Genomic DNA, 24,053 nt, shown 5'->3' with positions numbered 1-24,053 from the left:
GGCAAGCCCCAGGCCTCAATCGCGGGCACTGTCCTCGACCGCGACAAACAGGCTGCCATTCCTTTCGAACCTGCACCCGAACGCCGCCTGCAGCGTCCCTTCGGTCAGCACCGATTGCGCGCTGCCTATCCAGTGACGTGCGCCGGAGATCAGCAGCACATGGGTGGCGTGGCGGGCCGCGAGATTGATGTCGTGGCAGGTCATGATGACCGCATGCGTGGCCAGCAACTCGTGCACCAGCCGCATCAGGGCCAGCTGGTGACCCACATCCTGGTGCGATGTCGGTTCGTCCAGCAGCATCAGCTCAGGCGACTGCGCCAGCAGCGCAGCAAGCGATACCCGTTGCCGTTCGCCGCCGGACAGACCCAGCACGTCGCGCCCGGCCAGGCCGTCCAGCCCGACCCGGCGCAATGCCTCCAGCGCCACTGCCCTGTCCTGCTCGCTGTCCCACTGTCGTCCGACCCGGTACGGCGCGCGGCCGACCAGCACGGTATCGAGCACGGTGTGGGAAAACGCGTCGAACTGCTGCTGCGGCATCAGTCCGCGCTGGCGCGCCAGCTTCCCGGGCTCGATTGCCGACAGCGGCTGGCCGTCGATCGCCAAGGTACCGGCAGACGGATGCCGCAATCCGCACAGCGCATGCAGCAGGGTCGTCTTGCCGGCGCCGTTCGGTCCCAGCAGGCACCACAACTGCCCCGGCTCGACCACCCAGTCCAGGTCTTGCACCAGGGTCCGGTTGCCAATTGCAAGCTTCAATCCATGCGTTGCCAGCAGCGTCATGTCCTGCTCCTTGCCAGCAGGAACAGGAACACCGGCACGCCGACCAATACCGTTATCACGCCTACCGGGAGTTGCACCGGCGCGGCCATGGTGCGCGCCAGCAGGTCGGCCAGTACCAGCGCAATGCCGCCTGCGAGCACGCAGGCCGGCAACAGCAGTCGCTGGTCATTGCCCAGCAGCAGGCGCGCAGCATGCGGCACGACCAGGCCGATGAAGCCGATGGTGCCGGCGACGGAAACCGCAGCGGCCGTCGCCATCGATGCGACCAGCAGGGTCGTCAGGCGCAAGCGGCCGACGCGAATGCCAAGCAGGAAAGCGGTGGCATCGCCGTGAACCAGGACATTAAGTTGGGGAGCCGCCAGCAGCGCCCAGCCGACGGCCAGAATCAGCACGCCCCAGGCGAGCGGGTAAAAGCGGCTGCCCTCGAGATCACCGAGCAGCCAGAAGAACATGCCGCGCAGCGTATTGTCAGGGGCCAGCGCCAGCATCAGCGACAGTAAGGCGCCGAAGGCGGAAGCGATCATGACACCCGTGAGAATCAAGCGCACGCCGGCCGGTGCCGATGAAGCGGGGAGCGGCGTGAACAGGCTCTTCTGCGCCAGCGCCATCAACAGCAGCATGGACAGCAGCGCGCCGGACAGCGCGCCGGCCTGCAGGCTCCACGCCAGCGCCGGAAAAAATACCAGGCCCAGCATCGCGCCGGCAGCTGAACCGCCGGATACCCCCAGCACATAAGGGTCAGCCAGCGGATTTCGCAGCAGCACCTGCATCAGCGCCCCGGCAAGGGACAACAGGCCGCCGACGGCGAATGCGGCGGCGGTGCGCGGGGCGCGCAACTGCCACACGATGTCGCTGTCGCCACCGCCGCAACCGGTACTGCCGCAGAAGGTCGACAAGGCGAAGGCCAGGCAGGCCGCCAGCGCCAGCAGCACCAGTGTGACGGCCCGCCTGTTCATGCAACTTGTCAGCACCCTTGCTCCTTCATCGTGCTATCAGAACTCGAACCGCGCCGAAGCCCTGAGCTGGCGCCCTGCTTCCGGATAGACGCCGCCGTTGCACTGGCCCATCGTGAACGGGTCGCCAAAGGCGCTGCTGTAGTAACTCCGGTTGGCGAGGTTGGTGCCGGTCAGCGCGAACTCCCATGGCCCGCGGCGGTAAGCATAGCGGCCGTCGAGCACGGTGTAGGAAGGGACGCGCTGGCTGCAGGCATTGGTCATGTCGTCACCGAATCGCTGGGTGTCCACCCAGCGCAAAGCGAGGTTGCCGCTATGGCCGCCTCCCGGTAACCAATTCAGGCGAACCGATGCCGTATTGCGCGGCACCAGCACCATCTCGCGGCCCGCACTCGGACCCTCGGTGAACCTTGCTTTCACATGCTGAAGGCTGGCGCTGGCGCGCCAGCTTGCGGCGATCCGCCCGCTTGCTTCCAGCTCGAAACCTTCCCGGCGCGTCGGGTCAAGGTTGACGTTGGTGAAGGTCATCGAGTTGTAGAAGATTTCCTGGGTCAGGTCATGCCGGAAAATGCGGGCGACCAGTTTGCCCTTGTCGTCGCCGAGCGTGGCTCCCAATTCGAAGTCGCGCGACTGCTGGGGCGCGAGCGGCTGGTTAGCAACGGGCACCACGGCATTGTCGTCGACATTGGGCATGCGGTAGCTTTTACCGGCCTTGGCATACAGTTCCGCCTTGCGGGTGACGGCCCAGGCGGATTGCAGTTCCCATGCATTGAGCGACTGCGAAATGCGGTAGCTGTTGCTGGAGCCGAAGAATGCGGTGGGATCGGAGTAAGTCTTGTCGAAGTTCTCATGACGAACGCCCGCGGCCAGCCGCCAGTCTCCGATGCGCAGTTCATCCCGCAGATAGGTCGCCGATGCGGACTGCACGCCATTGCTGGTGTTCCCCACAAAACCGGCACGGTCCCAACGGGAATGATCGATGCCGGCCACCAGTTCGTTACGAATGCCGGCTGACGATGCAAGCCAGCGCACGCGCGGCGAGAATTGCGTCACATTGCCCTGGTAACCGTTAAGGAAGGTGCCGAATTCAATGCGGGAAGTCCGCTCTGAACGCGACAACTCGGCGGCAAAGTCGAGGCTGCCGACGCGGCGCTCGGCGAACAGGGTGTAACGACGGACGTCAAGCGACCCATAGCTGGCCGGCGTGCTCGCGGCACGTGGGTCGGCGGCGAAATCCGACAGCTTCAATCCGCCCGGAAGGCGGTAATTCTGGGTAGCGCTGGCGACCCGGATACCGACCCGTCCACCGTCAAAAGCCTTTTGCAGTACCCCGCTGAAATTTTCTTCTGACAGCGCATTGTTACGGCGGTAGTTGTCAGTACGCACCGCGCCGAGATTGACGTCGATCGAAAGGCCGTTCCAGTCCCTGGCCGCAGATGCGCGCATGGTGCGGTAGTTATAGCTGCCGACTTCCCCGAACAAGGTACCGCGCCCGGCGTTGCGAGCCGGCCGCTTGGTAATGACCTGGATCGTGCCGCCGGTTGCGCCCTCGCCGTACAGCACGCTGCTTCCGCCACGGACCACTTCTATCCGCTCCACTGATTCGATCGGGATTGCACTGAATACGGCGCTGGCCTGCTCGCTCTCGGACAAGCGGATGCCATCGACGAGCACGACCATGTTCTGGTCGCTGGTGCTGCCAAAACCGCGCAGGTCCAGCGCGAAATCTTCCGATCCGTTGAGTGCCTGGCGGCCGGACACGCCGCCGATCTTGCGCAGCGCTTCGTTGACGCTGGTGACGCCCGATTCACGGATGTCGTCAGCGGTAATGACGGCGGCGCCGATCGGTGCAAAGGCAGGATCGCTGGCAAAGCGCGAACCGGTCACCAGTACGTTCGGCAAGGAGGATTCGGCAGCAGGCTGGGCAGCGGCAGAAGAAGGGAAAGCCCCGGCAATAGCAGAGGCGAGTGCGAGCGGCATCCATGCCGGACCACGGGAAAAACGAGGGATCATTGTGATGGTTTGATACGAGAGGCACCAGGCCTGCTTCCCCGCAAGCCCGGTTCGAACGAAGGCATGCTTGCGCAGACGCTTCACCTGTCCTGGCCGGTATCCGGGCTTGCAAGACAAACCGCCTGGCCTTCCCATGCCTGAACCCTGGCACAGTGGCGTTGTGGCGACCGGTATGGATGACCCATACGCTTGCTTACCGTTGCGGGGGCAGCACACGTTGACGAAGCCGCGCTCCGTATCGTGTTTCCCGTTTAACTGCACGCCGGAGAGGCGTGCATGCACCTGAACGCCGCCAGTGTAGTGCCGGCTGGCGCAATGGTCAATCTGGAAAGCTGGGCGCCTGCAGGCGATCGCCAGCATTTGCTATTATCTTCGGCACCCATCCGGGTCCGACCGTGCCATCCATCCTGTGCGCCTCATGAACGACAAAGTCCTGACTGCCGACCTCACTGCCTATTACAACCAGCAATTCAACACGCGGGTGCGGATTCCGGACTACGCCGGCATACTGACCCGCTGGAAGGAAGAATCCGCCCACGTGCGGCGCACGCAAGCCGGCCTGTTCGACCTGCACTTCGGCGATGCCGCGGAAGAACGGCTTGACCTCTTCCCTGCCCGGCAGCCAGGGGCGGCGCTGCTGGTATTCATCCACGGCGGCTGGTTCCGCGCGCTGGACAAGTCGGATTTTTCCTTCCTGGTACCTGCCTGGCGGCAAGCCGGATTTTCGGTTGCGCTGCCCAATTACACACTGGCGCCGGCGGCAACGATAGAGGAAATCGTGCTGCAGCAATTGCGCGCACTGGCGTGGCTGTACCGCAATGCACAACGCTACGACATCGACCCGGCACGGATTGCGGTGGCCGGCCATTCAGCCGGTGCGCACCTGGCGGCCATGATGATGGCAGCACGCTGGCCGCTGTTCGGCGAGGACCTGCCGATGGACCTGGTCAAGGCCGGGGTATTGCTGTCAGGAGTGTATGACATGGAACCGGTGCGCCATGCGGATTTCCTGAATGTCGACCTGAAACTTGGGCCGGAAGACATGGCTTCTTTATCGCCCGCCTTCATGACGCCATCGCATCCTGCGCGCTTCATCACTGCAGTGGGCGGCCTGGAGTCGGAAGAATTCCAGCGGCAGAATCGACTGATAGCAGACCAATGGCGCGCCGGACATGTGGCCGATGTGCCACTGACCGGAATTCATCACCTGGGGATATGCGACGAGTTCGGAAACGCGGAAAGCCCTCTATTCAGGGCAAGCGTTGATTTGATGAAGAGCATGTAGGCCGGACTGCATGAACCAGGCAGAGTCCCGCAAGCAGACTCCCGCAGGGCAGGCTCGATGGATTCAGCCGAAACCGCAGACCGGAAACCGGCGACGGATCATGACCAGGCCGAAATCGCCCACGCCACCAGAGCGATGGTGACAGCAGCCGAAGCCGCCATGGACAGCGCCGCCTGCAGCTTGTTGACATTGAACTGCCGGCCTTTGCTCGACGAGGTCTGTGCGGTAGAACCGGTGGAGTCTGGCATGTTCGCGCAGTCGGGAAAGTGAGGAGCCCTTACCTTACCGGAACTGATTGCAGCAGGTCAATAGTCCAACTGGCAACGAACGCAGACTTTTTTACGGCCGCTTACATCGATTACCTTTCGCTCATGTCCAAGCTGACAAGTACCGGCTTCAATACAGACATGTCCGAAGGTCCCGTCATGCGCATTCTTGCCTGTCTTCCCGCAATTGCCATCTGCCTCTGCCAGTCGTTGCCGCTGGCGGCCTGGGCGCATGGGGTGGCACCGGCAAGAACCCTGCCCTCTGGCCCGCATCATGGGCAAGGGGGCCCGGCGCAACAGCGCTACGCCCCGCCGCCGCACATGTTTGCCCCGCCACCGGGAATGTACAGCCCGCCACCCCCGCTGTACCAGACCCCGCCCAGCTTCGCGATGCCCGCGAACCCGCCGTGGGCCATGCAGCCGGGTACTCCAGGCTGGCAGATATCGCCGATGCGTCCCCCGATGATCATCGAGAGCGAACCCTCCTTACGCGAACGGCGCCTGTTCGAGGAGGAGTTGCGCCTGCGCCAATGGCATGAGCGCGAATTGCGCCGGCAGCACGACGATCAGCATCGGGATGCGGGGCAAGACCGCCGCTGGCAGCGGTAACTCCGTCCCCTCTTCAGGATGAGTCGCGGCGGCACGACTCTGCAAGGATCGCACGGCGCCCTCATGTTCCAGGCACTCCAAAACGTCAGTCGTTAATCGAACGAATCGAACACCGGCGTACAGCGATTTTTGTCTCGATTGAGACCTCTCAACGCTTGCCCTGCACTGCTTGAAAAGCGCGCTGCGCACGACAACACTGCTCGCTGCATGAACGACGGCGCCAGCCAGTTGTTCGGCCGCAGTACAAGCGTTCGGGAGCGGTCATCAACGCTCGCGACATCAACGAACAAGTTTGCCCGACAGCGGCGGCCATGCAGGTGCGCAGGTGACCTGCACTTCCCGATGCAGCAACGGCCAAGGTCGCAGGCAAAAATCAATCGAGGAGTCTCATATGTATGAATCCCAGTTCCAGGGAAATCCGGCCCAGTATCCGCAAGCCTATGGCGCCGGCCTGAGTCCGCAAGGCCTGTTCGGTAGCCTGCTTGGCGGCCCGGTCGGCGGCCTGGTCGGACGCGGTATCGGCGGCCTGTTCGGCAACTCTCAACTTGGCGGCCAGATCGGCCAGATGGCCGGCGGAATAGGCGGCGCCTTCCTCCCCTTCAGTGCCGACCCGATGCAGGCTGCACAGCAGCAGCTCGCACAACAGCAACTCGCACAACAGCAACTCGCACAACAACTCGCCCCGCAGGGATGGTTCGGCAACCTGCTCGGACAGGTCGGACGTCCGGTTGGCGGCGTGATCGGCGGCTTGTTCGGCAACCAGGGCCTGGGCAGCACGATAGGCGGCATCGCAGGCCAGCTGGGTTCAATGCTGCCCTTCAGCGCCGACCCGGCAGCGATGGCGGCGCAGCAGCAACAGCTGCAACAGCTCCAACAGCTGCAGCAACTGCAGCAGCTTCAGCAACAACAACAGCAGCTTCAGCAGCAACAGCAACTGGCACCGCAAGGCTGGTTCGGCAACCTCCTGGGACAAGTGGCACAACCGGTTGGCGGCGCGATCGGAGGCCTGCTCGGCAACCGCGGCTTGGGCAGCACCATTGGCGGCATCGCCGGGCAATTCGGACGCATGCTGCCGTTCAGCGCCGACCCGATGCAAGCTTATGCACAGGCACAGCAGGCGCAGCCGTGGCCGATGCAGCAACTGCAGGCGCAGCCAGGTGCTGAGCTGGCGCCGCAGGGGTGGTTTGGCAATCTGCTGGGACAGGTGGCGCGCCCGGTTGGCGGGCTGGTCGGCGGCTTGCTGGGCAACCAGAACCTCGGCAGCACTGTTGGCGGCATCGCCGGGCAGTTCGGGCGCATGCTGCCCTTCAATGCCGACCCGGCGGCACTCGCCTACGCGCAGGCGCTGCAACAACAGGCACAAGCCCAGGCACAGGCTCAGCAGGCCCAACTCGGCCAAGGGCAGCAGCTGGCGCCGCAGGGATGGTTCGGCAACTTGCTAAGCCAGATCGGGCAACCGGTCGGCAGCGCAGTGGGTGGACTGCTGGGCAACGCGCAGCTGGGCTCGACCATCGGCAATATCGCGGGCCAGATCGGCCAGATACTGCCATTTGCCAATGATCCGGCGACCGCTTACGCGCTGCAAGCCCAGCTGGCGCAGCAAATGATGCAACAGATGTCGCAGCAAAACCCGCCAGGCAGTCCGGCCGGATATGCCAATGCAATGGGGGGTGCGGGAGGCGGCTTCGGCCAGCAGACGCTTCATTGAAGCCTGGCCGGTGCCAGTCATGCGGCACCGGGCCTGCGCCAGGGCCGGTCCCGGATGCGGGCCCGGCCCTTCCCTTCACTGAAAAGCCGACATGCAAAAACCTGCCCAGACACGCTATCTCGTCCACGCCGAAGATCCGGCGGCGCTCGCCGAAGTCATTGCCGGCATCCGCAGCGATCCGGCACTGCAACTGGAGGACACCATCGGTCCGCCGGATGCGCCGCACACGGCGGTGGTGCGGATGGACGAAGAACAGGCGAAAGAGCTGCGCAAACGTTTCCGCACGGCCCGCCGCCTCAGCATAGAACCGGACCAGCCACTGTTTCCATTTCCCGGTGGCGGGGATTGACACGACACAGGATCATCACCATGCCAAAACCAGATACCAGTCCCGGCGCCGCGCCGGATAGTTCCGGATCCAGCGGCACGCGCACCGCGCGCCGCGCCACGGATAGGCCGGAGACCGACAATACAGGGCAGCCACGCCGCATCGGCCGCCGCAAATCGCAGTTCCTGGTAGCCAGCCGCCAGACCGACGGCCTGATGACGATGGGCCTGATGCCGCTGCAATCCAACGTCATCGAGCAGGCGCTGCGCAGCAACCCCGAGATCGAAATCGTCGACATCATCAAGCCCAAGGCGGGAATCGGCGCCTTTGCCGCCGGCATGGGCGACAGCAGCAGCGTGATGGTTGCCCGCATGGCCGACGAGAAGGCCAGCGTGCTGCAGCAGCAGGGACAGGGGCGGCTGATCGTCGAGCACGACCAGAGCCTGCATCTGCTCGACCCGAGCCAGGCGGTGCCCGGCCTGGTCTCCGGATTCATGACCCAGGGCGGGGTGCCGGCACAGGTAGGAATTGTGGTGCTCGGTTCCAACAATGCACCGGTCGCCGGCGCCGAGGTCTACCTGTTCGGCAGCCTGTTGCCAGCCAATGCCACCACTGACGAACAGGGGCGCGCGGTACTGACCCTGTATGGCGAAACACCGGAAAGCATCACTGCGCTCTATGTCAAGCCGAAGGCCGACTACTGGAGCTTTTACCAGCGCAACCCGGATATCGACTTCCAGTCGCCAAATGGCGTCGGCCTGCGCCCCCTGGCGGAATGGCCTTCGCTGTCGATGTTCCCGCAACAGCAGGCATTGGGCTGGGGGCAGCGGGCAATGCGGCTTGACCGGCTGCCACCGCAATTCCGCGGACAGGGAATCAAGATCGCAATCATCGATTCCGGCGCCGCCACCAGCCATGACGATCTGAAAGGCCTGCATCTCGGCATCGACATACTGAACAAGAAAACGGCCCCGGACAAATGGAGCGAGGACATGATTGCGCACGGCTCCCACTGCGCCGGCGTGATTGCCGGGGGCGACGGGCCGCACGGCGTCCGCGGCTTCGCGCCGGACGCCGAGATCCACGTCTGCAAGCTGTTCCCGGGCGGCCAGGTGAGCCAACTGATCGACGCGCTCGAATACTGCATCGAACAGCAAGTGGACGTGGTCAACCTGAGCCTGGGCGGCGCCCAGCCTTCGGAGGCGCTCGAACAGCAGTTGCTGCGTGCCCGGCGGCAGGGAATAGCATGCATCGTCGCCGCCGGCAATTCCGGCAACGAAGTCCAGTATCCGGCCTCCTCGCCGCATGTGCTGGCAGTGGCTGCGATCGGCAAGCTCGGCGAATTCCCGCCCGACAGCTATCACACCGAGACGGTCGGAAGCGGCATTGATTCGGACGGTTACTTCAGCGCGAAATTCTCGTGCTTCGGACCACAGATCGCGGTGTGCGCGCCGGGGGTGGCGATTGCCTCGTCGGTCCCCACCAACAACTTTGCCGTGTGGGATGGCACGTCTATGGCGGCGCCGCACGTCACCGGACTGGCGGCGCTGATCCTGGCGCATCATCCTGACTTCAAACAACGTTATGCGGCGCGCAGCGCGGAGCGGGTCGAGCGCCTGTTCCAGGTGATCCGCTACAGCGCCCGGCCAATCAATGTCGGCAATGCCAGCAAGACTGGCTTCGGCCTGCCGGATGTGCTGATCGCGCTCGGGCTGCAGCCACCGGCGGCAAATGCATATCCGGCCGGCCTGCAGGGCGCCAGCGGGCAGATCGGCAGCCTGGCGCGCATGCCGGGCGCCACCGTTGAAACCATGAGCCTGTCTCCCTTCTCGACGCAATTCGGCGGCGAGGCTTACCAGCACCCGGCCTGGAGCGGATTACCGGGAATGGGAGCAATGGACGGTTTGTTCGGCGTACGCATGCCCGGATGGATGCTGAACCTGGGCGCTGGACGCGCGCCCTGGTGAGCGGGTGCTGTCAGCTCTGGTCCCGGGCCGGCAATAGCTGGCCCGGCGGCTTGGCGCGTTCACCCCGCAAAGCCAGGCTGATGCGATCGGATGATATGTAGCGGCGCATGAAATCCTCCAGCACGGCAGCCGTCACTGGCCGGCTGAAATAATAACCCTGGATCTCGTCGCATTTCTGTTCATGCAGGAAGTTGAGCTGGGCCTCGGTTTCGACGCCTTCAGCCACCACCCGCAGCTTGAGCGCATGCGCCATGGCCAGCACCGCCTGGGTAATCGCTGCATCGTTGCTGTCATGCGGCAGGTCGCGGATGAAGGAACGGTCGATCTTGACGCTGTCGATCGGGTAGCGCTTGATGTTTGCCAGGGACGAGTAGCCGGTGCCGAAGTCATCCATCGACAGGTGCACACCCATGGCGCGCAATTCGCCCAGCAGCTTGAGCCCCGCGCGTGCATTGTTCATGACCATGCTTTCCGTGATCTCCAGCTCCAGCATGCCGGGCGGCAGGCCGCTGTCCTGCAGCGCGCTGGCAACATCGGAGACCAGGCTCTCGCTCGCCAGCTGGCGCGCCGACAGGTTCACGGCAATGCGGCCGCAGGTCAGTCCGGCCATCTGCCACTCCCGCATTTGCCGGCATGCGCTGCGCAGCACGGTGCGCCCGATGGCGATGATGTGCCCGGTTTCTTCCGCAAGCTGGATGAACTTGAGAGGCCAGATCAGGCCCTGCTGGGGGTGCTGCCAGCGCACCAGCGCCTCGATGCCGGTGATCTCGCCGCTGAGCAGATCCAGCTTGGGCTGGAAGTGCAGGACCAGCTCGTCGTTTTCAACCGCGCGCCGCAGCCCGGATTCCAGCTGCATGCGCTCCATCGAGCTGTTGCCCATCTGCGCCGAATAGAACCGGAATCCATTGCGCCCCTGCTCCTTGGCCCGGTACATCGCCATGTCGGCGTTGCGCAGCAGGGATTCCGGATCCGGGCCGTCGTCCGGCCAGGTACAGATACCGACGCTGGCAGTTACATGACATTCCGTGTCGGCCACGGATACGGGTGCGGAAATCATGTTGACCAGCTTGTCCGCGATCCGGGTCAGCACTCCGACATCGAGGTACTGCTCGACCATCACGATGAACTCGTCGCCGCCCCAGCGTGCCACCAGGTCGCCCTTGCGCAGGACAGTCTGCAGGCGATGGGCGATCTCGCGCAGGACCACGTCGCCGGCTTCATGGCCGAGCGTGTCGTTGATGTTCTTGAAGCGGTCGAGGTCGACGAACAGCACGCCGACCCGGCCCTCGCCGCGCCGCGCCCGCGCGATCGCCGTCCCCAGCGCCTGGGTCAGTGCCGCCCGGTTCGCAAGCCCGGTCAGCTCGTCGCAGTTGGCGAGGTAACGGATCGTTTCGTCAGACCTGCGACTCTCGATTGCAACACCACCGAGGTCCAGCGCCAGTTGCGCGGCCCGGATCTGCGCCTGGGCGAGCGCACCCGCTACCCGCCGCTTGATCATCATCACGCCAAGCAGGCGCGACGAGCGCCCGACCATCGGCCAGCAGAAGCATGCATGCACGCCACGGGACAGGCCAGGCCAGACGGTATTGGCCCACTCCGCCGCTGCCGACAGATCCGGCACCAGCACCGGTTCCCTCCGTGCTGCGGCTGCGCCAGCCGGTCCCGCCGCGGGGGAAATGCCGGCGCCAAGCAATGCCCTGGTCGACGCCACGGGAAATGAGGGTGCAACGCATTGCGTGAAGCCGGCAGCGCCATCGTCGGCCACCAGGAAGGCGCAGCTCACCCCTTCCACCTCGCTTTCCACCAGACGCGCAATCGCCTCCAGCGTAGGCTCGAGGCCGGCGCCGGCTGCGATCCGGCGCAAGATGTTGTTCTGCTTGCGATTCAGTTGCTCGGCATGCTTGCGTTGCGTGACATCCCGTACATAACCAATGAAACGACGGACACCGTCGATGACCACATCGCTGAAGGTGATTTCGATCGGAAAGTTGCGTCCGTCCTTGTAACGCCCGATGCTGCTGACCGCGCGCCAGCGGCTGCCCGGGAGCGGCGTGGCCAGGTAGCGCTGCATTGCGCGTTCATGCGCCTCGCCCTGGGCTGGCGGGTACAGCATGCGGAAACTGCGGCCGATGACTTCCTCGATCCGGTATCCGAATATGCTTGTCACGGCCGGGTTGGCATAGTGAACCACCGACTGCTCGTCGAAAATCACTATGGCGTCGAGCGCAGTTTCCCATAGCGTCCTGAAACGGGACTCGCTTTCGTGCAGGGCGGCGTCGCGCTGCAGGTTCTCCAGGCCGAAGGAAATTTCCTGCGCCAACTCCATCAGCAATTCCAGCAGTTGCGGATCGAAGAAATCCGGCTCGCGGGCGTGCAGGACCAGCACGCAGGCCTGGGTATTGTCCTGGCCCAGCGGCAACACCGCCACCGAGCGCATGCCGTGGCGGCCAGCCAATGCCCGCCAGGGCGCGGCCTCGGGATCGCTCAGGAAGTCGTTCGAAACCTGCGCGCGATTCTCGCGCACAGCCCGCCCGACCGGCCCGCATCCTTCCTCGACCCGGGCATCGGCAGAAAAATAGGCGGCGTCCAGGAAAGCAGCTTCTTCGCCGGATCGGGCCATCGGCGTTACCGCCAGCGTCGCCGGATCGACCGCTCCAACCCAGGCAAGGGCGAGTTCGGGCGCGGTCGCCGCGACCCGGCACACCTCGGACAGCATGGAATCCCGGCTCTTGCTCAGGACGATGAGCTTGCTGCACTGCTTGCGCGCCTCGTACATCCTGGTCACGCGGTTCAGCGAACGCTCGGCAGCGACCTTGCCGGCTGCAGATGAATGCCGATAATTTGTAATGTCGAACATCGCACCCATGAGACGCTGCGGCTTGCCAAACTCATTGCGCCCGGTAATCCTGGCCTGCAGCAGCAGCCACCGCCACTCGCCGCTGACGGTGCGCACCCGCATTTCCGCATCCCAGTGCTCGCTCTCTCCGCGCAGGCACTTTCCCAGGCTACGGGCAACCGCCATCGCGTCATCCGGGTGAAGTTGCGCGCGGAATTCGTCCGGGCTTGCATAGGCGGGAACGGCTTCGCCCCGGGTCAGCAGGGACCACTGCTCACTCAGGTAGATCAGGTCGTCATCAATCTCATAGATTGCGACGATGAAGCCGACCGCCTGCGCGACCAACGCCAGCATGGAGGCGTCAAAGCGGGGATCTGGCTCGTCCTCCGGGAGATCGGTCATGGAATGAATGTGGTCAAATCAACAAAACAATGACCGAACAATGCTCCAAGCGAAACATTTCGTCAACCGAACAAATGATCGAAAAAAAATAGAGCGACGTCGAACACAAGCGCGACAACCACGACAGCGATCAGTGCTTGTAACGCTTCGCCATGCTGAGATTATTGGTCGCCACGAAGATCTCGCGCAGCAGGAATACAAAGCTGCCGATCAGGGAGAACATCGCCAGCACGAACAGCCCCCCGATGAAGCTGGCCAGGCGCAAGCCAAGCGCATCCCCGAGAAACAGCGTGGCCACCACCAGGCAGACCAGCAGGCCGCAGGTGGTGGAGAGCGTAATTGCGCGATTAATCAGTTGGGCGCGGCGATACAGCACGGCGATTTCGGCCAGCGAATCCGCAATGACCGGTTCGCCCCGCGTGTCCATCCGGTCTTCCAGCACACGCGAACGGTCGATGATCCGCGCCAGGCGGTTGGTCAGCACCAGCAGGTTGGTGCCGACACCGGTCAGCAGGAATACCGGCGCAATCGCCAGTTGAATGGTGTGTCCGATGTCGCCAAGCTGGATTTGCATGAATGGGCCTGAATTTTTCTGACAATCGAAGCATGCAGTTTAACAGCAGGGGCGAGTGATGGTAGCCAGGCACGAATGCCGGGCTGTTTGACTTTGCTCAATAGCTTGCGTTAGCGCAAGCAGTGCTCATTGCAATAAAATAATCGAGCCTTGTCGATCCCGCGCAATGACGGACAATGCAATGATTGCTTCGATCGCGAGACGGATCGCCGGGTGAACGCAGAAGGTCAGTGGGCCGCGTCATGCTGTCCATTGGGAGAACGAAATCCCCCGGCCGGCAGTGCGGTCGACGCGGCGGCGCACGCAAGCGCCCGTTCAGTACCGGACGAGCCGCTCCGGCGGCGCACACCGGGATCGCGTTATGTCATACTCCGCAGCGACTCATTGTTGTGGTTCGGGGCTACGCCGACAGATGCAGCAACCAGACCCGGTTGCTGCGGCCTGGCGGCAATGTAGCATCAGATACTGAGCACGGGAGGCATCATCCAGATCGACAATATCGAACCGCACGGCGCGGTCAGGCACTCAAGCATCGCGGCTGACATGCGCGCCAGACAGGCAAGCCAACCATGATTCGCATTGTGATCGCTGACGACCACACCATCATGCGCGAAGGATTGAAGCGCATACTTGAAGGTGCGGACGACATTGAAGTGGTGGGCGAAGCCACCGACGGATTCGAAGCCCTGGCACAGGTGCGAAAAGGCGGGTTCGACTTGCTCATGCTCGACCTTTCCATGCCGGGCCGTAACGGCGTGGAACTGATTCGCCAGATCAAGGACGAGACGCCGAAGTTGCCCATCCTGATCCTGACGATGCATGACGAGGAGCAGTACGCAGTGCGTGCGATCCGTGCGGGCGCGCGCGGCTACCTGACCAAGGAAAGCGCCGGCACCCAACTGGTCAGCGCGATCCGGAAAGTGGCCTCAGGCCGCCCCTATATCAGCCTGGAAGTCGCGGAACAGCTTGCCATGGATGCGATGCCTTCAATGATCGAAGACCTGCCGCACAAGCAATTGTCGGATCGCGAGTTCGAAGTCTTCAGTCTGCTGGTCGGCGGGAAATCCATCACCGAGATCGCCGAATCGCTGCACCTTTCGGTCAAGACCGTCAGCACGCACAAGACACGGATCCTGCACAAGATGGGCGTTCCATCACTCGCCGACCTGGTGCAATATGCCGTTGTCCATGGCCTGCTCAATCCGCTCAAGATGTAAGACTGCAGCCCCCCCCCCGCAAGGCCCCTCGCTCGCGCCCGCCCACTACCTCTGGCACGGTAGGAATAGACCGAGCTTTCACAAGTGCGTCCTACAGCCCGATTCAGCGGCACCCGATAGTATTTCCCAAGCGTGATTGGGATACTAAGCACTTGCAATTCAGTTGTGACTCCCGGCAATAGCCGCGGCCTGCATCCCGGCCTGGCCCGCTCCTCCCGAAGGCATTGCCCCTTACATCGGCAAGCACTGGCGGGTGCGAGCAAGCCGAAGTCGGCAGCCAGTCAATCAAATGAAAAATAGAGGAGATCCCATGCTATCGACATCGACACAGTTGCCCGACATCCGAACCGACTTTCCTGCGTCCGTGCTGCATCTGCAAAATGCAACATGGCAACGGCAAGGCAAACTTTGGTCCACACTGAAAGAACTCTGCGACCTGCTGCGCATCCACACCACGTCCGCCCTTGCGGACGAAGAATTCCTGTTTCAGCATGTGCAGTTCAAGACCGGTCAGCGCATCCACACGATCGGGCAGCCATTCGAGACGCTCTACATCGTCCATTCGGGTTTTCTGAAGACCGTGGCGATTGACGAGTTCGGGAATGAACAGGTGCTCAGCTTTCCGATGAAGGGAGACCTGTTTGGCGTGGATGGCATCCACTCCCGTCGCTATTCGTCGGAGGCAGTGGCATTGTCGAATTGTGACCTGGTCCTGCTGCCGTTCAAGAAGTTCACCGCACTGGGACGTGCGCATGCAGAGCTGGAGCACGCGATGTACAGCGTGATGAGCCGCGAACTGGTCAGGGAACAGGCGATGGTCAGCATGCTGGGCGGGCTGTCGGCAGAGGCCCGGGTGGCGCGCTTCCTGGTATCGCTGTCGGAACGCTTTGCCGAGATGGGCTACTCCAGCAAGATCTTCAACCTGCGCATGACGCGCCACGAGATCGGCAGCTACCTGGGCCTGACCCTGGAAACGGTCAGCCGCACACTGTCCGCGTTCAACGAGATCGGTTTCATCACGGTGGACCAGCGATCGATCACCATCAGGGACCTGGATGCCCTGACAACACTGCGGCGCTTGCCGCCGTCAACCCTGCGCGCAAAGCAGGCGCGCAAGGCGCGTGCTGCAGCGCAAGCCGCTGCAGCGGCGGACGTCCCGCCCTCGTCAGAGTCGTCTTCCACCGCCTGACAGAGGCAAATCCGGCGACCGGGGCGCAAGCCCTGGCACCGGGATGCGCTCAAATCTTCAGAGTTCGTACATTTCGTTGGTCCCGCTCAGGACCTGGTCGATCAGCTTGCGGTTCATGGTCGGCGCCAGCAATTCGATGAACGTGTAGACATAACTGCGCATGTAGGCGCCCTGCTTGAGCGCCACCCGCGACACATTGGTGCCGAACAGGTGCCCGGCCGGAATCGCCCGCAGATTGGTGTCGCGCTCGGCGTCATAAGCCATGCCGGCAATGATACCGACGCCCATTCCCAGTTCGACATAGGTCTTGATGACATCGGCGTCAATGGCTTCGAGCAGCACTTCCGGTTTCAGCGAACGCAGCGAAAATGCCTGGTCTATCTTGTTTCGTCCGGCGAAAGCGGCATCATAGGTAATCAGCGGATAGGCCGCGATCTCCTCCAGCGTCAGCGAGCGCGATTTCAGCAGTGGATGCTCCGGCGGCACCACAACCACATGTTCCCACTGGTAACAGGGCATCGAGACCAGCCCATCCACTTCAGCAATCGCTTCGGTGGCGATGCCAATGTCCGCCTGGTCGCGCAACACCATGTCGCCGACCTGCCGTGGATTACCCTGAAGCAATGAAAGCCGGACCTTCGGGTAGCGCTGGGCAAACGCCTGCACCACTTTAGGCAGCGAATAGCGAGCCTGAGTATGGGTCGTGGCGATCGTGAAACTGCCGGTATCCTGCGCAGCGAACTCATTGCCGATGCGCTTGAGACTCTCGATTTCCGTCATGATCAGTTCCACCGAGCGCAGGACCGCCCGGCCCGGCTCGGTCAGCCCCCTGATCCGCTTGCCGTGCCGGGCAAAAATATCGATCCCCAGCTCTTCCTCAAGTTCGATGATCGCCTTCGATACCCCCGGCTGCGAGGTAAACAGCGCCTTCGCAGCCTCGGTCAGGTTGAAATTTTGCCGGACCGCTTCACGGACAAAACGAAATTGATGTAGGTTCATGGCCCTCCTTCCCTGCCCTTATGCAATTCATGCTTCGCTCATATATCAAAAGCGAATATAAGCAAATAGATAGTCTGTAGTTTGGAATGCAGGAGCAGTTTATTACCATTCATCCTTCTTTGCGAAGGGTGATATGACTGTTTCCTATATAGCGACGGGTTTTGCGGTCGGCCTGCTGGTCGGGCTGACGGGTGTCGGCGGCGGCTCGCTGATGACGCCGCTGCTTACCCTGCTGTTCGGCATCAATCCATCGGTCGCGGTCGGCACCGACCTTGCCTTCGCATCCATCACCAAGGCCACCGGCACCGTCGCCCACCGCTTCACCAACACGGTCCACTGGTCAATCGTCAAGCTGCTGAGCATCGGCGCGCTGCCGGCTGCGCTGGTGACCACGCTGGGGCTGAGCATTATCGGACCGCTGGAGGCCGAAATCGCCCAAGTGGTCCGCTATTCGATCGCATTTTCCGTGCTGCTGACCGTGGTCGCCATCATTTTCCGCGGTCGCATCCAGGACTGGATATCAAGTCACCCGGAGCGCCACCTGCACGGCAAGTCGCTGGCCGCCGCCACCATCGCAGCCGGTGCCGTGCTCGGCGCGCTGGTGACGATTTCCTCGATTGGCGCCGGCGCCATCGGCGCCACGATCCTGGTCCTGCTTTATCCCCGCCTGACGCCCGCCGAAGTTGCCGGGACCGATATTGCCTACGCCGTGCCGCTGACCGCAATTGCCGCCCTCGGCCACTGGTGGCTGGGCACGATCAACTGGGAACTGCTGGGCACCCTGCTTCTCGGCTCGCTGCCAGGCATCACCATCGGCGCATTTGCCGCGCGCGCCATCCCCCAAAAATTACTGCGCCTGCTGCTGGCCACAACGCTCACCGGCGTTGCAGCCAAGCTGGTCTTCTAGGCGACAACAAGAGCAAATCAAGGAGCACCATGTACCGCTACGACAAATACGACCACCAGATAGTCCGCGAACGAATCGCCCAGTACCGCGACCAGGTCCAGCGCCGGCTGGCTGACGAACTGACGGAAGATGAGTTCCGCCCGCTGCGTCTGCAAAACGGCCTTTACTATCAGCGCCACGCCTACATGTTGCGGGTGGCCATTCCCTACGGCTTGCTGTCGTCGCAGCAAATGCGCATGCTCGGACACATCGCCCGCGAGCACGACCGCGGCTATGGTCATTTCACCACCCGCCAGAACATCCAGTACAACTGGATCGAACTGGAAGAAACGCCCGAGATCCTCGAGAAGCTGGCTTCGGTCGAAATGCACGCCATCCAGACCTCGGGCAACTGCATTCGCAACGTCACTTCCGACCAGTTTTGCGGCGTCGCCGCGGACGAACTGGTTGATGTGCGGCCGTTCGCGGAAATCATGCGCCAATGGAGCACCTTCCATCCGGAGTTTGCCTTCCTGCCGCGCAAGTTCAAGATCGCATTTAATGGGTCCAGCGAGGACCGGGCTGCGACACTGGTGCATGACGTCGCCTTCAACGCCGTGCAAAACGAGCACGGCGAACTTGGCTTCCAGGTGCTGGCCGGTGGTGGCATGGGCCGCACCCCGATCCTGGGCAGCGTGATCCGCGAATACCTGCCGTGGCAGCATCTGCTGACCTATACCGAAGCGATCATGCGCGTCTACAACCAGTACGGCCGACGCGACAACATGTACAAGGCCAGGATCAAGATCCTGGTCAAGGCCATCGGCGCCGATGAATTCGCGCGCCAGGTGGAAGCGGAATGGACCGACATCAAGGATGGCCCGAGCACCCTCACGCAGCAGGAATTCGATCGCGTGGCGGCGTATTTCGCGCCGCCGGCCTACCAGTCGCTGAAGGACGAGGACGCCTTGCTGGCCCGTCAGAAAACCGAATCGAAGGCGTTCGGCAGCTGGATCAAGCGCAATGTGCGGGCGCACCGCATGACCGGCTATGCCATCGTCACCCTGTCGCTGAAAAAAACCGGCGTGCCGCCGGGCGACGCCACTGCTGAACAGATCGAGTTCGTCGCCGAAATGGCGGACCGATACAGTTTCGGCGAACTGCGCGTGACCCACGAGCAGAATCTGGTGCTGGGCGATGTCAGGCAAGCCGATTTGTACGAACTCTGGCAAGAACTCAAGGCGCAGGGACTGGCCACGCCCAACATCGGCCTGCTGACCGACCTCATCTGCTGCCCGGGCGGCGACTTCTGTGCGCTGGCGAATGCCAAGTCGATTCCGATCGCTGCCGCCATCGCCGAGCGTTTCGACAACCTGGACTTCCAGCACGACATCGGCGAGATCGAACTCAACATCTCGGGCTGCATCAACGCCTGCGGTCATCACCATGTGGGCAACATCGGCATTCTCGGCGTCGACAAGGACGGATCGGAGTGGTACCAGGTGTCGATCGGCGGCGCGCAGGGCCACGACAGCGCGATTGGCAAGATCCTCGGACCTTCCTTCTCGGCCAGCCAGATGCCTGCCGTGGTCGAACGCATCCTCGACGTGTATGTCGAGCAGCGCATCGAAGATGAACGATTCATCGACACCGTTCGCCGCATCGGCGTGACGCCCTTCAAGAACAACGTGTACGGCAGCCCGATTGCGGAAGACGCAGGCGCCGGGGAGAAAACATATGCGTAAGATCATCAAGGACCGCCAGATCGTCAATGACGACTGGACGTTGCTGAAGCTGGCCGAGGGCGAGAGCGCCGAATCGGTCGCCATTCCCGCCGGACCGGTGCTGGTGCCGATGGCAGTCTGGCAGGCGCGCCGCGCCGAACTGGAAGCGCGCGCCGACGTCGGCGTGTGGCTCGCCAGCGACGAGCGCGCCGAAGCACTGAAGGACGAAGTCTCGCGTTTCCCGGTAATCGCCGTGGACTTCCCCAAGTTCTCGGATGGGCGTGGCTATTCGATCGCCTACAACCTGCGTGCCCGCCTCGGCTTCGAAGGCGAGGTGCGCGCGATCGGCGACGTACTGCGCGACCAGCTGTTCTACATGCAGCGCGTCGGCTTCAATGCCTTTGCGACCCGGCCGGACCGCAGCATCGAGGACGCGCTCAAGGGACTGACCGACTTCTCCGAGTCATACCAGGCCTCATGGGACCAGAAAGCGCCGCTGTTCCGGCGCGCACAACGCACCGCAGAGACCGTCTGACCATGAGCGACGACACCGCCCGACATGATGAACTGGTCGCGCAGACCAGGCTGACGCTTGGACGCATCGCATCGGATTTTTCGCCGGCGGTGTTCGCCTCCAGCCTGGCTGCCGAGGACATGGTCCTGACCGACCTGATCCTGCGCACCGGGTTGCCAATCACGATCTTCTCGCTGGACACTGGCCGCCTGCATGCCGAAACGCTGGGCATGATCGACCGCATCCACCAGCATTACGGCTACCAGGTCACGCTGTACCGGCCCCAGTCGGATGCAGTCGAAGCCTGGGTGTCGGACCACGGCAAGGACGCCTTCTACGACAGCGTCGAACTGCGCAAGGAATGCTGCCGCATCCGCAAGGTAGAGCCGCTCGGGCGGGCACTGGACGGAAACAATGCGTGGATTACCGGCCAGCGCCGGGCTCAATCAGCCACTCGCACCGAACTTGCGGTGCAGGAGCGTGACGAAGCGCACCGGATGACGAAGTTCAATCCGCTGGCCGACTGGTCGGAACAGGACGTGTGGCATTACATCCGCGGCAACAAGGTCCCGTACAACCCGCTGCATGACCGGGGTTATCCATCCATAGGCTGCGAACCGTGCACCCGTCCCATCCAGCCTGGTGAAGACGTCAGGGCCGGCCGCTGGTGGTGGGAAGACCCGCAGTCCAGGGAGTGCGGACTGCACATGGTTGACGGCAAGCTGACGAGGATCATCAAAGTGCAAGCAACAGGCGTGGCAACGAACGTAGCAACAAGCGTGGAAACAACGAGCGGGAAAACTGAAGGATCGGAATCATGAATACGGTAGTCGACAGGGGATTGCAGCAGATGGCGAGCAAGGCGCATCTGGACTGGCTGGAATCGGAAGCGATCCACATCATGCGCGAGGTCGCTGCCGAGTGCAGCAACCCGGCCCTTCTTTTCTCCGGCGGCAAGGACTCGGTGGTCCTGCTTCGCATCGCCGAGAAAGCCTTCCGCCCGGGAAAATTCCCGTTCCCGCTGGTGCACGTCGATACCGGACACAATTTTGACGAAGTAATCGCTTTTCGCGACCAGCGCGTGGCCGAACTGGGCGAGCGCCTGATCGTCGGCTCGGTGGAAGACTCCATCCGCCGCGGCACCGTGCGCCTGCGCAATCCGCAGACCGACTCGCGCAATGCTGCCCAGGCAGTGACCCTGCTCGAGACCATTGCCCAGTACAAGTTCGACGCCTGCATCGGCGGCGCCCGCCGCGACGAGGAAAAGGCACGCGCCAAGGAACGGATTTTTTCCTTCCGCGATGAATTTGGCCAATGGGATCCGAAGGCCCAGCGTCCCGAACTCTGGGACCTCTACAACACCCGCGTCCACCCCGGCGAGAACATGCGCGTGTTTCCGATATCGAACTGGACCGAACTCGACGTCTGGCAGTACATCGCCCGCGAACAACTGGAACTGCCAGCGATCTATTTTTCCCATCAGCGCCAGGTCATTCCGCGCAACGGCCTGCTGGTGCCGCTGACGCCGCTGACGCCACCGCGCGCGGGAGAAACAGTCGAGACCCGCAGCGTGCGCTTCCGCACCGTGGGCGACATTTCCTGCACCTGCCCGGTCGCTTCCGACGCGGCCACGGTTGATGCGATAATCGCGGAAACGGCAATCACGCAAATCACCGAGCGAGGCGCCACGCGAATGGACGACCAGACCTCCGAAGCCTCGATGGAAAGACGCAAGAAAGAAGGATATTTCTGATGAACGCCGTTGCCGAAAAACACATTACCCGTCCCGTGCAGCACGCTGAACGCGGGCTGCTGCGCTTCATTACCGCCGGCTCCGTGGACGATGGCAAGAGCACGCTGATCGGGCGCCTGCTGTTCGACAGCAAGGGAATTTTCGCCGACCAGCTCGATGCAATTTCACGCGCGCGCCACAAGCGAACGGTCGGCGACACCGTCGACCTGTCGCTGCTGACCGATGGCCTGGAAGCCGAACGCGAGCAGGGCATCACGATCGATGTCGCCTACCGCTACTTCGCCACCCCGAAACGCAAGTTCATCATTGCCGACACGCCGGGACACGAGCAGTACACCCGCAACATGGTCACCGGCGCCTCCACCGCCGATGCCGTCATCATCCTGATCGACGTCTCGAAAGTGAAGCTGGGCGAGGATGGCAGCGTGGAATTGCTGATCCAGACCAAGCGCCACTCCACGATAGCGCACCTGCTGAAGATCGATCATGTAGTGGTTGCCGTCAACAAGATGGACCTGGTCGGCTATGACCAGGATGTCTACAATCGCATCGTCGAGGCCTACCGCGCCTTCGCCACGCAACTCGGGCTGGAAGACATTCGTCCGATTCCAATGTCGGCGCTCACCGGTGACAACGTCGTTACGCCCGGCGACAACATGCCCTGGTACCAGGGCCCGACCCTGATCGAACTGCTGGAATCGCTGCCGGTCCACGACGAAGCCGAAAGCGCCGATTTCCGCTTTCCGGTGCAGCTGGTGGCGCGCCACAACGGCCACGAGGCAAACGACTTCCGTGGCTACATGGGGCGCATCGAAGCGGGCAGCGTCAGCAAGGGAGACAAGCTGGTCGTGCAGCCGGGCGGACAGGCCGCCACGGTGAAGGAAATCCTGACTTTTGACGGGTCCCTGGAAACGGCCATCGCTGGCCAGTCGATCACCTTGCTGGTCGACGAATATCTCGACATTTCGCGCGGCGACATGCTGGCCGCCTCCGGTGCGCCGGCAGTGGTCGCAAAAAGCCTGGCCGCCGACCTGTGCTGGCTGTCGGAAGAGCCGCTCGACCTGGGCCGCAAATACTGGCTCAAGCACACCACCCGGCAAGTGGTGGCGCGTGTCACCGCACTCGATTGGGTGCTGGACATCAATTCCCAGCAACGCCAGCCGGCGGCCGCCCTGGCGCTGAACGGCATTGGACGGGTCCAGCTCAGCGTGCAGCAGGCGCTGGCGGTCGACTCCTACGACCAGTCCCGCACCACCGGGTCGTTCATCCTGATCGACGAAGTGACGCACCAGACCGTCGCCGCCGGCATGATACGGCTGCCCTGATGGCGGACAGGTCATACGGCAAGGTCACCCTGATCGGCGCCGGCCCCGGCGCCGCTGACCTGATCACGCTGCGCGGAGCCCGGATACTGGCCTTGGCCGACGTGGTGCTGTATGACGCACTGGTCACCCCCGACATGCTTGCGCTGTGTCCGCAAGCAGTGAAAATTCCGGTCGGCAAACGCTCCGGCCAGCGCTCCACCGCGCAGCTGGAAATCAATGAAAAGCTGATTGCCTGTGCCCGCGAATACAAACAGGTGGTTCGGCTCAAGGGCGGCGATCCGATGATGTTCGGGCGAGCGGACGAAGAGTTGCGCGCGCTGGAAGCGCATGGCATCGAGGTCGAGATCGTTCCGGGCATTACCGCGGCGCTGGCGGCGGCCGCGGCGGCGAAACAGCCGCTGACCAAGCGCGGCATCGCTCGCAGCGTGGCATTTTTCACGTCGGCGACAGCGCCCGGCCAGCCGGAACAAACGACGCTGCCGGACTGCGACACCATCGTGCAGTACATGGGCGGGCGGGAAGCGATCACCACCGCCGAGCGCTTGCTGGCCCAGGGCCGTTCGCCCGACACGCCAGTGGTGATCGTGGAAAGTTGCAGCCTGCCAGAGCAACGAATCGCCCACCTGACGCTGGGCGGCCTGCGGCAAGGCATCGAAACCTGTACCGGACCGGTACTGGTGATGATCGGGGATGCGCTCGGAGCGCGGACCTGATGGTGCGGTACT

General features: G+C 63.0%; 21 protein-coding genes and 1 riboswitch. Of the genes, 14 read left to right on the top strand and 7 right to left on the bottom strand.

Annotation, left to right across the window (positions count from 1 at the left end; translation table 11 throughout):
- Positions 1 to 15: 15 nt before the first annotated feature.
- The 3 genes from FVE66_RS04140 to FVE66_RS04130 are packed head-to-tail and all read right to left on the bottom strand — an operon-like array spanning position 16 to position 3,635.
- Positions 16 to 780, bottom strand: a complete 765-nt coding sequence (locus FVE66_RS04140; RefSeq protein WP_151446097.1) for an ABC transporter ATP-binding protein — start codon at positions 778 to 780, stop codon at positions 16 to 18.
- The gene (locus tag FVE66_RS04135; protein ID WP_151446096.1) at positions 777 to 1,736 is read right to left on the bottom strand and encodes a FecCD family ABC transporter permease; all 960 of its coding nucleotides are present in this window, start codon (positions 1,734 to 1,736) and stop codon (positions 777 to 779) included. Before FVE66_RS04135 ends, FVE66_RS04140 begins: the two co-directional genes overlap by 4 nt.
- A gap of 36 nt (positions 1,737 to 1,772) precedes the next feature.
- A complete protein-coding gene (locus FVE66_RS04130; protein WP_241672995.1) occupies positions 1,773 to 3,635 on the bottom strand; it encodes a TonB-dependent receptor in 1,863 nt (620 codons plus the stop codon).
- Between the two features lie 185 nt (positions 3,636 to 3,820).
- Positions 3,821 to 4,047: riboswitch (cobalamin riboswitch) on the bottom strand.
- 117 nt (positions 4,048 to 4,164) lie between these two features.
- Here FVE66_RS04130 and FVE66_RS04125 point away from each other — a divergent pair.
- The gene (locus FVE66_RS04125; protein ID WP_151446094.1) at positions 4,165 to 5,031 is read left to right on the top strand and encodes an alpha/beta hydrolase; all 867 of its coding nucleotides are present in this window, start codon (positions 4,165 to 4,167) and stop codon (positions 5,029 to 5,031) included.
- Between the two features lie 98 nt (positions 5,032 to 5,129).
- Here the strand turns inward: FVE66_RS04125 and FVE66_RS20120 are convergent, their stop codons facing one another.
- Positions 5,130 to 5,279 (bottom strand): hypothetical protein, encoded by a 150-nt coding sequence (locus FVE66_RS20120; RefSeq protein WP_161993181.1) that lies wholly within the window; start codon positions 5,277 to 5,279, stop codon positions 5,130 to 5,132.
- A gap of 123 nt (positions 5,280 to 5,402) precedes the next feature.
- On the opposite strand from FVE66_RS20120, the gene FVE66_RS04120 reads away from it, so the two are divergent.
- From FVE66_RS04120 to FVE66_RS04105, 4 genes are all read left to right on the top strand, one after another.
- On the top strand, positions 5,403 to 5,906 hold the full coding sequence (locus tag FVE66_RS04120) for a hypothetical protein (RefSeq protein ID WP_151446093.1): 504 nt from the start codon (positions 5,403 to 5,405) through the stop codon (positions 5,904 to 5,906).
- Between the two features lie 391 nt (positions 5,907 to 6,297).
- Positions 6,298 to 7,614 carry a hypothetical protein gene (locus FVE66_RS20315; RefSeq protein ID WP_194164346.1) on the top strand — a complete coding sequence of 439 codons (1,317 nt, stop codon included), beginning with the start codon at positions 6,298 to 6,300 and terminating at the stop codon, positions 7,612 to 7,614.
- A gap of 91 nt (positions 7,615 to 7,705) precedes the next feature.
- Positions 7,706 to 7,963, top strand: a complete 258-nt coding sequence (locus tag FVE66_RS04110) for a hypothetical protein (protein ID WP_151446092.1) — start codon at positions 7,706 to 7,708, stop codon at positions 7,961 to 7,963.
- A gap of 20 nt (positions 7,964 to 7,983) precedes the next feature.
- The gene (locus FVE66_RS04105) at positions 7,984 to 9,909 is read left to right on the top strand and encodes a S8 family serine peptidase (protein WP_151446091.1); all 1,926 of its coding nucleotides are present in this window, start codon (positions 7,984 to 7,986) and stop codon (positions 9,907 to 9,909) included.
- A 10-nt stretch (positions 9,910 to 9,919) separates the two neighbouring features.
- Here the strand turns inward: FVE66_RS04105 and FVE66_RS04100 are convergent, their stop codons facing one another.
- Together FVE66_RS04100 and FVE66_RS04095 are read right to left on the bottom strand one after the other, a co-directional pair.
- A complete protein-coding gene (locus FVE66_RS04100) occupies positions 9,920 to 13,147 on the bottom strand; it encodes an EAL domain-containing protein (protein WP_151446090.1) in 3,228 nt (1,075 codons plus the stop codon).
- A 130-nt stretch (positions 13,148 to 13,277) separates the two neighbouring features.
- Entirely contained in the window at positions 13,278 to 13,721 is a 444-nt protein-coding gene (locus FVE66_RS04095) for a DUF2721 domain-containing protein (protein ID WP_151446089.1), read from the bottom strand.
- A 569-nt stretch (positions 13,722 to 14,290) separates the two neighbouring features.
- On the opposite strand from FVE66_RS04095, the gene FVE66_RS04090 reads away from it, so the two are divergent.
- Together FVE66_RS04090 and FVE66_RS04085 are read left to right on the top strand one after the other, a co-directional pair.
- Positions 14,291 to 14,938, top strand: coding sequence for a response regulator (locus FVE66_RS04090; protein ID WP_151446088.1), 648 nt, complete (start codon positions 14,291 to 14,293; stop codon positions 14,936 to 14,938).
- Between the two features lie 310 nt (positions 14,939 to 15,248).
- Positions 15,249 to 16,127 (top strand): Crp/Fnr family transcriptional regulator, encoded by an 879-nt coding sequence (locus tag FVE66_RS04085; RefSeq protein ID WP_151446087.1) that lies wholly within the window; start codon positions 15,249 to 15,251, stop codon positions 16,125 to 16,127.
- Positions 16,128 to 16,184: 57 nt separating this feature from the next.
- Here FVE66_RS04085 and FVE66_RS04080 read toward each other — a convergent pair whose 3' ends face one another.
- A complete protein-coding gene (locus tag FVE66_RS04080) occupies positions 16,185 to 17,126 on the bottom strand; it encodes a CysB family HTH-type transcriptional regulator (protein ID WP_151446086.1) in 942 nt (313 codons plus the stop codon).
- Positions 17,127 to 17,259: 133 nt separating this feature from the next.
- Here FVE66_RS04080 and FVE66_RS04075 point away from each other — a divergent pair, with 133 nt between their 5' ends.
- The 7 genes from FVE66_RS04075 to cobA are packed head-to-tail and all read left to right on the top strand — an operon-like array spanning position 17,260 to position 24,041.
- Positions 17,260 to 18,033, top strand: a complete 774-nt coding sequence (locus FVE66_RS04075) for a sulfite exporter TauE/SafE family protein (protein WP_151446085.1) — start codon at positions 17,260 to 17,262, stop codon at positions 18,031 to 18,033.
- Between the two features lie 29 nt (positions 18,034 to 18,062).
- Positions 18,063 to 19,757, top strand: coding sequence for a nitrite/sulfite reductase (locus tag FVE66_RS04070; protein WP_151446084.1), 1,695 nt, complete (start codon positions 18,063 to 18,065; stop codon positions 19,755 to 19,757).
- Positions 19,750 to 20,271, top strand: a complete 522-nt coding sequence (locus FVE66_RS04065) for a DUF934 domain-containing protein (RefSeq protein ID WP_151446083.1) — start codon at positions 19,750 to 19,752, stop codon at positions 20,269 to 20,271. The genes FVE66_RS04070 and FVE66_RS04065 overlap by 8 nt, the downstream gene beginning before the upstream one ends.
- Positions 20,272 to 20,273: 2 nt before the next feature.
- A complete protein-coding gene (locus tag FVE66_RS04060) occupies positions 20,274 to 21,071 on the top strand; it encodes a phosphoadenylyl-sulfate reductase (protein ID WP_151446082.1) in 798 nt (265 codons plus the stop codon).
- Positions 21,068 to 22,003: a sulfate adenylyltransferase subunit CysD gene (cysD, locus tag FVE66_RS04055; protein ID WP_151446081.1), complete on the top strand. Its 936-nt coding sequence runs from the start codon at positions 21,068 to 21,070 to the stop codon at positions 22,001 to 22,003. Before FVE66_RS04060 ends, cysD begins: the two co-directional genes overlap by 4 nt.
- Positions 22,003 to 23,328, top strand: a complete 1,326-nt coding sequence (locus tag FVE66_RS04050) for a sulfate adenylyltransferase subunit 1 (RefSeq protein ID WP_151446080.1) — start codon at positions 22,003 to 22,005, stop codon at positions 23,326 to 23,328. Before cysD ends, FVE66_RS04050 begins: the two co-directional genes overlap by 1 nt.
- Positions 23,328 to 24,041: a uroporphyrinogen-III C-methyltransferase gene (gene cobA, locus FVE66_RS04045; RefSeq protein WP_151446079.1), complete on the top strand. Its 714-nt coding sequence runs from the start codon at positions 23,328 to 23,330 to the stop codon at positions 24,039 to 24,041. The genes FVE66_RS04050 and cobA overlap by 1 nt, the downstream gene beginning before the upstream one ends.
- The last annotated feature ends 12 nt before the right edge of the window (positions 24,042 to 24,053 follow it).

Origin of the sequence: Lacisediminimonas profundi (genome assembly GCF_008831265.1) — a bacterium.
Classification (GTDB): Bacteria; Pseudomonadota; Gammaproteobacteria; order Burkholderiales; family Burkholderiaceae_D; genus Lacisediminimonas; species Lacisediminimonas profundi.
This window is presented reverse-complemented; position numbering and strand designations above follow the sequence as displayed.